Here is a 12,818-nt window from a genome sequence, read left to right on the forward strand (position 1 = left end):
GAGCGTCTCAGACCCAGCCGCCGTCGACGATGTAGTGCTGCGCGGTGCAGGCGGAGGCCTCGTCGGAAGCGAGGAAGACGGTGAATTTCGCGATCTCGTCGGGCACGAGCCGGCGCTTGAGGCACTGCCGCTGCTGCAGTTCGATTTCGCCGGCCGGCGTCATCCATTTCTCGAGCTGCCGCTCCGTCATGATCCAGCCCGGCGCGATCGCGTTGACGCGGATATTGTAGGGACCGTAATCGCGTGCCAGCGAGCGCGTCAGGCCGATCACGCCTGATTTGCTGGCGGTGTAGGCCGCCATGCCGCCTTGTCCCGCGATCCAGGATACCGAGCCGAAATTGATGATGGCGCCGGCGTTCGCGGCCTTCATGTCCGGCAGCACGGCTTGCGATGCGAAGAACTGGTGCTTCAGGTTCACCGCGATGCGGTCGTCCCAATATTCGGGCGTCATCTCCTCGGTCGTGTGCCGTTCGTCATGCGCGGCGTTGTTGATCAGGATGTTGATCGCGCCGTGTGCCTCGCGCGCCTCCGCGACGCCCGCGCGCAATGCGGGGATGTCGGTCAGGTCGACGTGCTGGAAATACGCAGCCAGTCCCTGATTGGACAGCTCGCGCGCCAGGCGCTGGCCTTCGTCGGCCTTGATGTCGAAGAATACGACCTTCGATTTCTGTTCTGCGAACCGCCGCACGATCGCAGCGCCAATTCCCGCTGCACCTCCGGTGACGAGCACGACCTTGCCGGCGAGGTCGGAATAGATGGCAGCCATGGGAACCTCTCAGTTTTGCTGCGGACGCCGCGACGGGCCCCGACTCTTTTCCAGACCCTATAGCCACTCCGCTCGTGAGGTGCATAGGTCAGAATTTTAGTTGCGCACCTCAAAAACTGAAGGCAGGATTGCAGTCAACAATAAACGTCGTCGGGAGGATGTGATGAGGCTGCTCGCCAAGCTCGGACTCACTGCTGCCGCATGCCTGCTTTGGGCGGGTTCCGCGTCGGCCGATACGACCGTCAAATGGCTGCACATCGAGGTGAATCCGGCCCAGGTGAAGATCTGGGAGGAAGTCGCGCGTGCCTATGAGGCATCGCATCCCGGCGTGAAGGTTGAGATGCAGTTCCTCGAGAACGAAGCCTACAAGGCCAAGCTGCCGACCATTCTGCAGTCCAAGGACCGGCCGAACATCATCTACAGCTGGGCCGGCGGCGTGTTGAAGACGCAGATCGATGCCGGCGTGCTCGAAGACATCACGGACCAGGTCAAGGGCTATAGTGACAGCATCACGCCTGCAGCGCTCGCTGCGTTCACGAGCAATGGCCGCGTCTATGGGCTGCCCATTTCGCTGTCGCAAGTCGGCTTCCTCTGCAACAAGGACTTGATGGCCAAAGCGAAGGTAGATCCGGCGGCCATCAAGACGTGGGACGATCTGCTGGCCGCGGTGAAGACGATCAAAGCCGCAGGCGTGACGCCGATCGTGGTCGGCGGTGCCGACAAATGGCCGCTGCACTTCTACTGGACCCACCTTGCCGTGCGCATCGGTGGTAAGGCGGCATTCGATGCGGCGCTGCGCGACGAGAATGGCGGCTTCGCCGGCGAGACCTTCCAGAAATCCGGCGAGCTGTTCAAGCAGCTCGTGGATCTCCAGCCGTTCCAGAACGGGTTCCTCGGCTTCAAGAACCCGCAGGCCGTCGGCTATTTCGGTGACGGCAAGGCGGCGATGACGCTCGCGATTAGCTCAGTCTACAATTTGCAGCGCGCGCTGGCCGCCGACAAGGTCGGATTGAGCGAAGACAAGATCTGCTGGTTCGATTTCCCTGTCATCCCGGGTGGCAAAGGCGCGCCGACGGATACGCTCGGCGGCATCACCGGCTGGCTGGTCACCAAGGACTCGCCGAAGGAGGCGGTTGATTTCCTGAAGTACTTCATCTCCAAGGACGTGCAGACGCGGCTTGCTGCGGGCAATTTCATCATCCCCGTGGTGCAGGGCGCGGAGGCCGGCCTCAACAACTCCTTCATGAAGATGATCGCGGCCAATCTCGCAAAGTCGCAGTATCACCAGAACTTCTATGACCAGAGCCTCGGCCCCTCGGTCGGTCGCGTCGTCAACGACGTTTCGGCGGAGATTGCCGGCGGCAGCATGAGCCCGCAGGACGCGGCGAAAGCGATCGAAGCGGCGTACAAGCAAGGTAACTGACCGTGGCGCGACGGATCGCGATGTCCTCGCCGGTCGGTGTTGCCGGCGAGGCGGCCCCTCTGGCCGCCGTGCGCGGCCCGAACTGGGACAGTCGTTTCACGGTTCTGATCCTGTTCCTGCCGCCGGCGTTGCTGCTGTTCACGCTGTTCGTTGTGCTGCCGATCGGCGAGGCGGCATGGTACTCGGGCTTCAACTGGAATGGTTTCGGCAGGCCGACCCATTGGATCGGCTTCGGCAATTATCGCTTCGTGCTGGAGACGCGCGCCTTTTGGCTGGCGCTGCGCAACAATGCGTTGATCATCGCGGTCTCGCTCGCGATCCAGCTGCCGCTTGCGCTAACTTTGGCCTTGATGCTCGCCGATCGCTTTCGCGGCGCGGTGGCGCTGCGCATGCTGTTCTTCATGCCCTATATCCTGGCCGAGATCGCAACCGGGTTGATCTTTTCGTTCGTCTATGACGGCGATTACGGCCTCGTCGCTTCGATCTGGCGGACCTTCGGCGCCGACCCGCCGCATCTCTTGGCCTCGACCGACACGGCCATGCTGGCGGTGCTGATCGTGATCGTCTGGAAGTATTTCGGTTTCCATATGATGCTGTTCATCGCAGCGCTGCAGAGCCTCGACAAGACTCTAGTCGAGGCAGCGCGGATCGACGGCGCTACGCGCACGCAAGCCCTGCGCCATGTCGTCATCCCCCTGCTGTACCCGACGATCCGCTTGTCCGTCTTCTTCGCGGTCGTCGGGTCGCTGCAGTTGTTCGATCTCGTCATGCCGCTGACGCGCGGAGGACCTGCGGATTCCTCCAATACCATCGTGAGTTTCCTCTACAACAACGGCATCTCCCGCATGCGGGTCGGCTATGGCAGCGCCATCGGTGTCATCCTGTTTGTGATCTGCGTGACCTTTGCCTTCACCTACAAACGATGGTTCATGCGCGATGAGTAGTGCCGAGGCGAGCCGTGCGCCGTTCGATCCCGCCGTGCTGTTCAAGGCGGCGTTCCTCGCTGCCGTTGCCATCTTCGTGCTGGTACCGCTGCTGGCGACCTTGCTCGGCGGCTTCAAATCGCTTGGCGAATTGCGCGTCCATCCGTTCGGCCTGCCGCAGCACTGGGAATGGCAGAACTACGCCGACATTTTGTTCTCGGGGCGCTACTGGCAGCTCTTGCGCAACTCGTTGATCATCTCGACGCTCACGGTGACATTGACCCTGATCACAGCCTCGATGGCGGCGTTTACCTTCGCCCACATCAAGTTCTTCGGCAGCTCGATGCTGCTGAGCTATCTGACGCTTGGCCTGCTGTTTCCGGCCGCAACCGCCGTGCTGCCGTTGTTCATCAAGGTGCGGGATCTCGGACTGCTCGATACCTATTTCGGCGTCGCGCTGCCGCAGGTCGCGTTCAGCCTCGCCATGAGCGTGCTGCTGCTGCGGCGCTTCTTCAGGGACATTCCCCACGAACTGCTCGAAGCCGCACTGGTCGACGGCTGCAGCTACATCAAGTTCTTTCGCTACGTGACGCTGCCGCTGTCGCGGCCGATCCTGGCGACCGTCGGGACCATCACCTTCGTCAACAGCTGGAACGCTTATCTTCTGCCGCTGGTCATGCTCAACACCGATGCGCTCTATCCCTGGCCGCTCGGCATCATGGTCTATCAGGGTGAATATTCGTCCGAATGGCACCTGATCCTGGCCTTCATCACGCTCACCATCCTGCCGACGATCATTCTGTTCCTGCTGGCGCAGAAGCACATCGTCGCCGGCCTCACGGCGGGCGCCGTCAAAGGGTGAGCAGGATTTCACGGAGATAAAAATGAGAAAAGTCGGCGTTGGAATCATCGGCTGCGGTGTGATCAGCACCGCCTACCTCAAGGCGGCGCAGCGCTTCCCGGTCATGGAGGTGAGGGCGCTGGCCGACATGCGCAGCGATGTCGCGGAGCGGCAGGGCGCTGCCTTCGGATTGCCGGCGATGCGTGTCGACCAGCTGCTCAAACGCGAAGACGTTGAGATCGTCATCAATCTCACCGTGCCGCTGGCCCACACCGATGTCAGCCTTGCGGTGCTCAATGCCGGCAAGCACGTTCACTCCGAGAAGCCGCTCGGCATCAATGTCACCGAGGCGCGCAAGGTGATGGATCTCGCCGCGCAGAAGGGCCTCCGCGTCGGCTGCGCGCCCGATACCTTCCTCGGCGGCGGCCACCAGACCGCGCGCAAGCTGATCGACGATGGCGCCATCGGCACGCCAATCGCCGGCAGCGCCTTCTTCGGCTGCCCCGGTCACGAGCGCTGGCACCCGGCGCCGGGGTTCTATTACCTACGCGGCGGTGGGCCGATGCTCGACATGGGGCCCTATTACATCACCGATCTCGTGCAACTGCTCGGCCCCGTCGCCAGCGTGATGGGCTCGAGCGCACGCCCGAAATCCGAGCGCCTGGTCACCAGCCAGCCGATGAGCGGCACTTTGATCCCGGTCGAGGTTGCGACCCATGTTGCCGGCACGCTCGAATTCGAAAGCGGGGCGGTCGTCTCGATCGCCATGAGCTTTGATGTGCCAAAACACCGGCATACGCCAATCGAGATCTATGGCGACAAGGGCAGCATGCTGGTGCCGGATCCAAACCGCTTCGGCGGCGAAGTGCAAGTCGCGAAGACCGGCGGCGAATGGGAATCGATGCCGCTGACGCACGCTCATGTCGAAGGCGAGTTCCGTTCGATTGGTGTCGCCGACATGGCCTCCGCGATCCTGAACAACCGGCCGCATCGTGCGAGCGGCGCGCTCGCATTCCACGTGCTGGAGGTGATGGAGGCGTTCCAGACATCGGCCGACGAGGGGCGGCGCGTCAAGATCGAGAACCGCGTCGAGCGGCCGGCGATGCTGCCGGCCGGACGTGACACCGGACAGATCGACTGAGGGAATGACCATGCGCAAGGCAATGATTGTATGGGGCGGCTGGCCGGGGCACGATCCCGATCTCTGCGCTTCCATGATCCGCGGCTGGCTGAAGGCGGAAGGTTTTGAGGTTCGGATCGAAACGACGACCGAGGCATTCGGCGACCCCGGGATTCACGACCTCTCGCTGATCATCCCGATCTACACCATGTCGAAGATCGAGAAGGCGGACGCGCTCAATCTCTGCGCCGCCGTGCGCGGCGGCGTCGGGCTCGCCGGGCATCATGGTGGCATGTGCGATGCGTTCCGCGATTCTGTGGATTACCAGTTCCTGTGTGGCGGGCAGTGGGTTGCGCATCCCGGCAACATCATCGATTACAAGGTCGACGTGACCAGGCCCGACGATCCCATCATGAAGGGCCTGACGAGTTTCGAGCATCGTTCCGAGCAATATTACATGCATGTCGACCCCGCCATCGAGGTGTTGGCGACCACGACCTTTACCGGCGAGCACGCATCCTGGATCGAAGGCGTGGTGATGCCGGTCGTCTGGAAAAAGCGATATGGCGCGGGCAGGGTGTTCTATTCCTCGCTTGGCCACCGTGCTTACGAACTCGACGTGCCGGAGATCCGGACGTTGATGACCCGCGGCATGCTATGGGCGGCGCGCGAATGACTGCTGGTGCGACGCAGCCGGCGCCTCGTGCCACGCTGGAGGACGTCGCGCGTGCGGCGGGCGTTTCTCTCGCCACTGTCGATCGTGTCGTCAACCGGCGCGAGGGCGTCCGTGCCAAGACCGTCGCGCGTGTCGAGGCCGCCGTCGCCAAGCTCGGCTACCGAGCCGACGTTGCGGCAGCGCGGCTGGCGCGCGGACAGACGTTCCGTTTCGCGTTCGTGCTGCCGACCGGCAGCAACAGCTTCATGACCAACCTGACCGAGCAGGTCCAGCGCACGGCGGACTGGCTCGCCGGCCAGCGCGGCTTCATCGACATCGTTCATGTCGACGTGTTCGATCCGGACGTACTGGCTCGCGCGCTGGAGAACCTTTCTCCGGCCTATCAGGGGGTCGCCGTCATCGCGCTCGATCATCCCCGGGTGCGCGCCGCGATCGACGAGCTCACCGCGCGCGGCGTCGCCGTGGTGACGCTGGTGTCGGACGCACCGAGTTCGCGCCGTCTGCACTATGTTGGTATCGACAACCCGGCCGCGGGGCGAACCGCGGCAACGCTGATGGGGCGCTTTCTCTCTGGCCGCGAGGCAAAAGTCGCCGTGGTCGCGGGATCGTTGTCGCTGCGCGATCACGCCGAGCGGCAGTTCGGCTTCCATCAGATATTGTCCAGCGAATATCCCAACCTGACGGCATTGCCTGTCATCGAGGGCCGCGACGACAGCGAGCTGACGCGGGAGCTCACCGCCGCGCTGCTCAAGCGTCATGCGGACCTGCGTGGCATTTACTGCTGCGGCGCCGGCAATCGCGGAATCGCCGAGGCGCTGGAAGCGTCCGGCCGCGCGCGCGAGGTGGTCTGGATCGCCCATGAGCTCACCCAGCACACGCGGCGCTTCCTGGTTCGCGGCACGCTCGGTGCCATCATCAACCAGGATCCCGGCCACGAGGCGCGCTCCGCGGCGCGGGTGTTGCTGGCGCATTGCATGGGAGAGCCGATCAGCCCCGATCAGGAGCGCATCCGTATCGACATTTTCCTGCGGGACAATCTGCCGTAAGCTCCAGCTCGCGCGCATCTCGCTCAGAATCGCTTCGCCATCTCCGCCAGTCGGCGGTGGGCAGAGCTGCGGGCAGCGCGGACCGGTTCATCAGGGCCCGTCGTTGGCCCGATCGGCACGAAGCGCACGTCGCTGACGCCGATGAAGCGAAGCGCCTCGCGCAAGTACGGCGTTGCCATATCGATCCGGCCGCGGTTCATGCCGGTGGCGAAATCGCTGCCGGAGGCGAGGATGATGATGGTAGGTCGGTCCTTCAGGAGAGGGAGATATCCCTGTGCCGGGTCGAACCGGAACGTCAGGCCCGGCTGAATGACAATGTCGAGCCACTGCTTCAGCTTGTAGGGAATGCCGAAATTCCACATCGGCGTCGAGATCAGCACGCGCTCGGCCAGCGAGAACCGCAGCGCCATTCGTTCGGCCTCGGCAAAACTGTCCCGCTGCGTGTCGTTGAAGGCCTGCGCCTTCATGCGTGCATATTTTGCATCGACGATGGGCCCCGCGAATTCCGGCATCCGCTCGCGCCAGAGATCGACGACGTCGATGTCCCAGTCGGGGCGGGCCTGGCGGAACCCGTCAAGGAAGGTGCGCGCGCCGGCGCTCGACTCCGAGTCGGCGCGTGGCGAGCAGGACAGGTGCAGGAGCTTTGCCACTGCTCATCCCAGCGCTCTGATGACGGCATCTGCCCGGGTGACGACCGCAACGTTCTGCATGGCGAAGTTGATCGAAGCTGAGTGCCAATCGGCATTCATGGTCGAGCAGCAATCTTCCGGCACGATCATGAAATAGCCCTTGTCGGCACCGGTGCGAGCGGTGTGCTCGACCGACATGTTGGTCCATGCGCCGGTATTGATGATCATGTCGCGGCCTGTGGCCTTGAGAATCGTCTCGAGCCGCGTGCCTTCCCAGGCGCTCATCCGCATTTTCTCGACGACGAAGTCGCCGGGACGCGGCTCGAGGCCCGAGACGGGCGCCGCACCCCAGCTTCCGCGCACCATCGCCTTGCTGTCGACGAGACCCTCGAACAGCGGCGCGTTCAGCGTCACGCCGGGCGCGCCGGGCTCGACCACGAACCAGACATGGATGATGACAACGCCGCGGGCGCGGGCCGCCTCCGCGAGGCGCCGGACGTTTTCGACCACATGCTGCTGCTTCGCGTGGCGGGGTGCACCGGACTCGGCGAATGCACCGCCGTCCATGATGACGTCGTTCTGGAGATCCTGGATGATCATGGCGCAGCGGGCTGGATCGAGCCGCATCTCGCCGTCGGCGAGGATCGGTGCGGTGGCCGCAGGGCCCGCGCTCGTCGCCCCGCTGCCGACGCGCCTGCCGCTCATATAGGGTTCGTGCCGCGGTCCGGTCCTGGTCGGAATCGCATAGACCGAATGCGTCGCGGTGAGATAGAGCGTGCGGAAATCAGGGCCGCCCCAGGCGAGATTGGCAACCAGCTCGGGCACGCGGACCTTGCCGAGCAGCTCACCACGCGGCGAATAAACCCAGACGCCGCCGGGGGCGGTCACCCAGACGTTGCCGTGCTGGTCGCACTTCATGCCGTCGGGCACGCCCGGCTCCAACTCGGAGCGGATGCCGGTTGCGAACACACGTGCGTTCGCCAGCGTGCCGTCGGCATTGACGTCGAACACGCGGATCAGCGCCTGCACGGTGTCGTTGACATAGAGCAGTGTTTCGTCGGGCGAAAAGCATAGTCCATTGGGTTGATCAAACAGGTTGCGATCGACCACGAGCTTGGGCTCGCCGCCGGGCACGACGCGATAGACGCCCTGGAATCCGAGCTGGCGCGGTCGCTCGACGCCGTAGACTGGCATACGGCCGTACCAGGGGTCCGAAAAATAGATCGCGCCGGAGGAGTGCACGCAAACGTCGTTGGGACTGTTGAGCTCCTGTCCTCCAAAGTGCGAGGCGAGAACCTCGCGCTGTCCGTTCGGCCGTTCACGGATCAGCGACGAGGTCGCGTGTTCGCAGACGATCAGATTGAGCTCGGCATCATAGGTCATGCCGTTGCACTTGTTCGACGGACGCTTGACCTCGGCGACGCCCCGCCGCGCGTCCCAGCGCCTGCGCACGTCGCCGGGCATGTCCGAGAACAGCAGATAGTGATCGGCTGGATGCCAGATCGGCCCTTCCGTGAAGTCAAAGCCGGTGCCGACCTGCGCCACGGGCGCATAAGGATCGATCAACGTTTCGAAGTCCGAGCGCAAGGTGACGTGGGTCATCGGCCGATATCCTCAGGTCATGTCAGGCTGGGAACCAGTTGCGCGCGGGCAGGGACTGCACGATCGGTCCGGGGACCTGGTCGTGCAGTCGGCCCACGACATTGCCGCCTTCGATCCTGGCGGGGCGGTCGTGCACCGGCAATAGATAGCGCGAATTGCTGAGCAGCTTCTTGATGGCGGCCTTCTCGGCGCGCTTGCTGGTGCCGTGATTGCCTGTCGTGCGTGGCTCCCAATCGTGGATTTCGTTGAACGGCGTGACGATTTGGTCGTTGAAATCGTAGATCACGTCGCCGCAGATGGTCGCGATGCCGTCGGCGGTCTCGACGATGATGTTCATCGAGCCCTCGGTGTGGGCGCCGGCAGCGTCGCAATAGACGCCGGGCATCAGCTCGATCGGGCCGGTGATCTCCAGGTCCAGGAAGCGCAGCGCGCTCTTGGTGTGCAGGCGGTCGATCAGATGCTTGATATCGGGTGCCGGGTATTGCGGATGCATCAGGCCGGAGACGGAATATTCGAGCTCCTTGCGGTTGAGCACGACGGTCGTGTTCATCGGGAACAGATCGTCCTTGCCGGCGTGGTCGATGTGGAGATGGGTGTGGCAGACGAAGCGGACATCGCCCATGCGCACGCCGTGGCGGGCCAGCTGGTTCTCGATCATGTTCTCGTGGTACTGCAAACCGCGCATGCCCAGCGTCTCCATGATCTGGTTGGAGCGATAGCCAGTGTCGACCACGACAGGATATTTGCCGCCGAGAATCAAAAAGCCCAGCGTGAGGACGCGGCGGACGCGGCCGCAGTCGCGACCGAGCACCAGAAAGCTCGATTCCAACTCGATATCGCCATAGTCCAGGATCTTGATCTCCAGCGCCATTCGTTCCTCTCCCTAATCGGTTTCTTGTCCGTCAAAGCCGGTAGACGCGCATTGCGGTGCTCCGGAAGATCGCGTCCTGTTGCTCGGTGCCCAGCGGCGCGGCCGCGGCGCGAAATGCGTCGACGAGCTCGCGGTAGCTGGTCCACAATTTCTCGATCGGAAAATTGGAGCCGAACAGGCAGCGCTCGGCCCCGAAGATTGCGACGGTGTCGCCGACCACGGCAGCGATATGCGCGGGGTCGTTGCGATGGATGAAGGTGCCGAGTCCGGACAGCTTTGAAACCACGTTCGGGCAGGCTGCGAGCCGGGCCATGCCGGCGCGCCAGGCGGCCCGGCCCGCCGGCGAAAGATCTTCGAGCATGCCGGCGTGCTGAAGGATGAAGGTCACCTTGGGGCAGGATTCGGCAAGCTGCGCTCCGTCGGGCATCTGCGGCGTGAAGAGCTGCAGATCAAAGCTCCAGCCATAGTCGGCGAGATGCGCAATGTTGCGGCGGATGATGGGATCAATGCAGAGGTCGGGCTTTGCCGCGAAACGATAGAGCGGGTTCTCGTGCCAGTGCAGCTGCATGCGCACACCGCGCACGAGAGGATAGCGCTTCAGGCGGTCAAGCTGCGGGCGGACGTCATCAACCGCGAAATTGGCATAGGCGACGACGGCGTGCGGCCAGCCGTGCTCGTCGGCGGTCCGCTGCACCCAGGCAGTCTCGTCCTCGAAACGGTCGTTGGCCCAGTTGGTCTGGACATAGACCGAGCGGGTGACGCCGCTGCCCTTGAGATCGTCGAGATATTCCTGGATCGGATAGTCACGCCGGATGGCCTCGTACGGTCCGAAGATGCGGGGCTGCATCGGGCCGACCAGCCAGGGCAGGTCGCCCTGCCGCCAGATGTGATGATGGCCGTCGACAATCCCGGTCACGCAACCCTCCTTCGTCCCAATGCCAGCACATGCGCGACGATCGACGCGGTGGATCCGCCGTCGACCAGGTCGTCGACGAAGCGTTCGATGGCAACGAGCGCTTCGGTCTGCGGACGGAAACCGGGGCCGCTCGCCAGCGGCGTCAGCCAGCTCACGCGCCAGGCCCGTCGCGACAGCTTTGCCACGGCGTCCCGTAGCGCATCGACCTCACCGCGCTCGAGCCCGTCCGAGACGATGATCACGGCCGCCCCGCGCGCATAGCCGCCGAACCGAGGCACCGCGAGGAAAGCCTGCAGCGCGTCGCCGATGCGGGTGCCGCCATCCCAATCGCTGACGAGATGCGCGGCCGCATTCAGCGCCTGCTCGCGCCGCTTCAGCCGCAGCGCGCGCGTGACGCGGGTCAGCCGCGTGCCGAAGGTGAAGACCTCGACGTTGGGCGCGGCCTGCACCAGCGCATGCGCGAGCTTCATGTTCTCCTCGGTACGGCTTTTCATCGAACCGGAGACGTCGATCAGCAGCAGGAACTTTCTCGGGCGCTGGCGCCGCTTCATGTGGCCGAGGCGCAAGATCTCGCCGTCGCTTCGGACAGAGTCGCGCAAGGTGCGGCGCAGGTCGGCAAAGGGACCATTGCGGGCCCGCATGCGGCGGTGACCGCGCCGCCTGGGCAATCGCCGCGGCGCTTCGCGCGCCAGGCGCCGTAGCGCGTCGGTTGTGGAGAGCTGGGCGAAGCGGCGCTCGACCAGCGCCTCGGTGCGCGTTGCCGTCAGGCCGGATTCATTGGCCTCATCGGAGAGCTGCGGCTCCTCGTCGCCGCGGCCTTCCTCCTGGAGGCGAACGGTCTCGTCGTCCTCGCCCTCGTCGGAATGTTCAATCGCCTCGCTGCCGCGGAAGTGGAGATCGAACAGGCGGTCGAAGGTCGCGCGGCGCTCGGGCGGCGGGGCGAGGGTGGCCAGGGCCGCCTGCCTGACATCGCCGACGTCGCGCGGGCCGAGCAGCTCGATCGCAGCGAGGAACGCGGTGGTTTGCTCCGGCGCGATGGCAAAATTGTTGGCGCGCAGCAGCGCGACGAAGGAGACGAACACGCGCGCGGCGCGCGGCAGCTGCGGCTCGGTGTTCATGCGGTCGCCTCCGCAAGCATGGCGTCGAGCCGGGGCGAGATGAAGTGCAGATCCTCCTCGTCCTTCAGCGCGACACCGATCGAGCGCTTGAACGCGTCGGGCCAGCGCGCGCCGCCCTTGTATAGAAGGGTCGCGGCTTCGGCCCAATCGACCGCCTCGGCAATCCCCGGGGCCTTGCTGAGCGGTTCGCGGCGCAATTTCTCGACTGCCGCCACCACGGCCCGTGCGGTAGCCTCCGCAACACTGGAGGCGCGCATCATGATGATCCGCGCCTCGCGCTCGGCGGTCGGATAGTCGATCCAGTGATAGACGCAGCGGCGGCGCAGGGCCTCGTGCAGGTCGCGCGTCCGGTTCGACGTCAGCACCACGACCGGGCGCTCGGCAGCACGCACGGTGCCGCGCTCGGGGATCGAGATCTGGAAGTCGGACAGGAATTCGAGCAGGAATGCCTCGAACTCCTGGTCGGCGCGATCGATTTCGTCGATCAAGAGCACCGTGGAATCGGGCGCACGCAGCGCCGCCAGCATCGGGCGCTCGATCAGGAATGTCTCGCCATAGATGTCGACGCTCTCGTCGCCGGCCTGGCGGATCGCCAGCATCTGCCGCGGATAATTCCATTCGTAGAGCGCCGCGGAGGCGTCGATTCCCTCGTAGCATTGCAGGCGGATCAGGCGGCGCCCGAGCACGGCAGCGATGGCTTTTGCGGCTTCGGTCTTGCCGACACCGGGTGCGCCCTCGAGCAGCAGCGGCTTGCCCAGCGCGAGACCGAGATAGGCTGCTGTGGCAAGACCCTCGTCGGCGAGGTAGTAGGCCGCGCGCAGCGCCTTCTCCAGCGCCTCCGGGCTATCGATGCCGACGATGTTGCTGCGGACCGCCATGACCCAAAC

The 12,818-nt window shown here is 64.5% G+C and carries 13 protein-coding genes; 6 read left to right on the plus strand and 7 right to left on the minus strand.

What is annotated here, in order from left to right; genetic code table 11:
• Positions 1 to 7 precede the first annotated feature (7 nt).
• The gene (locus BM374_RS23465) at positions 8 to 766 is read right to left on the minus strand and encodes an SDR family NAD(P)-dependent oxidoreductase (RefSeq protein ID WP_092297291.1); all 759 of its coding nucleotides are present in this window, start codon (positions 764 to 766) and stop codon (positions 8 to 10) included.
• 163 nt (positions 767 to 929) lie between these two features.
• Here BM374_RS23465 and BM374_RS23470 point away from each other — a divergent pair, with 163 nt between their 5' ends.
• The 6 genes from BM374_RS23470 to BM374_RS23495 are packed head-to-tail and all read left to right on the plus strand — an operon-like array spanning position 930 to position 6,795.
• On the plus strand, positions 930 to 2,189 hold the full coding sequence (locus BM374_RS23470) for an ABC transporter substrate-binding protein (protein ID WP_092297294.1): 1,260 nt from the start codon (positions 930 to 932) through the stop codon (positions 2,187 to 2,189).
• 2 nt (positions 2,190 to 2,191) lie between these two features.
• Positions 2,192 to 3,133 carry a carbohydrate ABC transporter permease gene (locus BM374_RS23475; protein ID WP_092297297.1) on the plus strand — a complete coding sequence of 314 codons (942 nt, stop codon included), beginning with the start codon at positions 2,192 to 2,194 and terminating at the stop codon, positions 3,131 to 3,133.
• A complete protein-coding gene (locus tag BM374_RS23480; protein WP_092297300.1) occupies positions 3,126 to 3,974 on the plus strand; it encodes a carbohydrate ABC transporter permease in 849 nt (282 codons plus the stop codon). The genes BM374_RS23475 and BM374_RS23480 overlap by 8 nt, the downstream gene beginning before the upstream one ends.
• A gap of 22 nt (positions 3,975 to 3,996) precedes the next feature.
• Positions 3,997 to 5,094 (plus strand): Gfo/Idh/MocA family protein, encoded by a 1,098-nt coding sequence (locus BM374_RS23485; RefSeq protein WP_092297303.1) that lies wholly within the window; start codon positions 3,997 to 3,999, stop codon positions 5,092 to 5,094.
• Positions 5,095 to 5,104: 10 nt separating this feature from the next.
• On the plus strand, positions 5,105 to 5,749 hold the full coding sequence (locus BM374_RS23490) for a ThuA domain-containing protein (protein WP_092298007.1): 645 nt from the start codon (positions 5,105 to 5,107) through the stop codon (positions 5,747 to 5,749).
• The gene (locus BM374_RS23495) at positions 5,746 to 6,795 is read left to right on the plus strand and encodes a LacI family DNA-binding transcriptional regulator (RefSeq protein WP_092298010.1); all 1,050 of its coding nucleotides are present in this window, start codon (positions 5,746 to 5,748) and stop codon (positions 6,793 to 6,795) included. Before BM374_RS23490 ends, BM374_RS23495 begins: the two co-directional genes overlap by 4 nt.
• Before the next feature lie 23 nt (positions 6,796 to 6,818).
• On the opposite strand, the gene BM374_RS23500 is transcribed toward BM374_RS23495, so the two are convergent.
• The 6 genes from BM374_RS23500 to BM374_RS23525 are packed head-to-tail and all read right to left on the minus strand — an operon-like array spanning position 6,819 to position 12,809.
• On the minus strand, positions 6,819 to 7,445 hold the full coding sequence (locus BM374_RS23500; RefSeq protein WP_092297306.1) for an FMN-dependent NADH-azoreductase: 627 nt from the start codon (positions 7,443 to 7,445) through the stop codon (positions 6,819 to 6,821).
• Between the two features lie 3 nt (positions 7,446 to 7,448).
• On the minus strand, positions 7,449 to 9,026 hold the full coding sequence (locus tag BM374_RS23505; RefSeq protein WP_092297309.1) for an isochorismatase family protein: 1,578 nt from the start codon (positions 9,024 to 9,026) through the stop codon (positions 7,449 to 7,451).
• 22 nt (positions 9,027 to 9,048) lie between these two features.
• A complete protein-coding gene (locus tag BM374_RS23510; protein ID WP_092297312.1) occupies positions 9,049 to 9,897 on the minus strand; it encodes an MBL fold metallo-hydrolase in 849 nt (282 codons plus the stop codon).
• Between the two features lie 31 nt (positions 9,898 to 9,928).
• Positions 9,929 to 10,813: an amidohydrolase family protein gene (locus tag BM374_RS23515; RefSeq protein ID WP_092297315.1), complete on the minus strand. Its 885-nt coding sequence runs from the start codon at positions 10,811 to 10,813 to the stop codon at positions 9,929 to 9,931.
• Positions 10,810 to 11,931, minus strand: coding sequence for a vWA domain-containing protein (locus BM374_RS23520; protein ID WP_092297318.1), 1,122 nt, complete (start codon positions 11,929 to 11,931; stop codon positions 10,810 to 10,812). The genes BM374_RS23515 and BM374_RS23520 overlap by 4 nt, the downstream gene beginning before the upstream one ends.
• On the minus strand, positions 11,928 to 12,809 hold the full coding sequence (locus tag BM374_RS23525) for an AAA family ATPase (protein WP_092297321.1): 882 nt from the start codon (positions 12,807 to 12,809) through the stop codon (positions 11,928 to 11,930). Before BM374_RS23525 ends, BM374_RS23520 begins: the two co-directional genes overlap by 4 nt.
• Positions 12,810 to 12,818 lie beyond the last annotated feature (9 nt).

This window comes from Bradyrhizobium sp. Ghvi (assembly GCF_900115265.1).
Classification (GTDB): domain Bacteria; phylum Pseudomonadota; class Alphaproteobacteria; order Rhizobiales; family Xanthobacteraceae; genus Bradyrhizobium.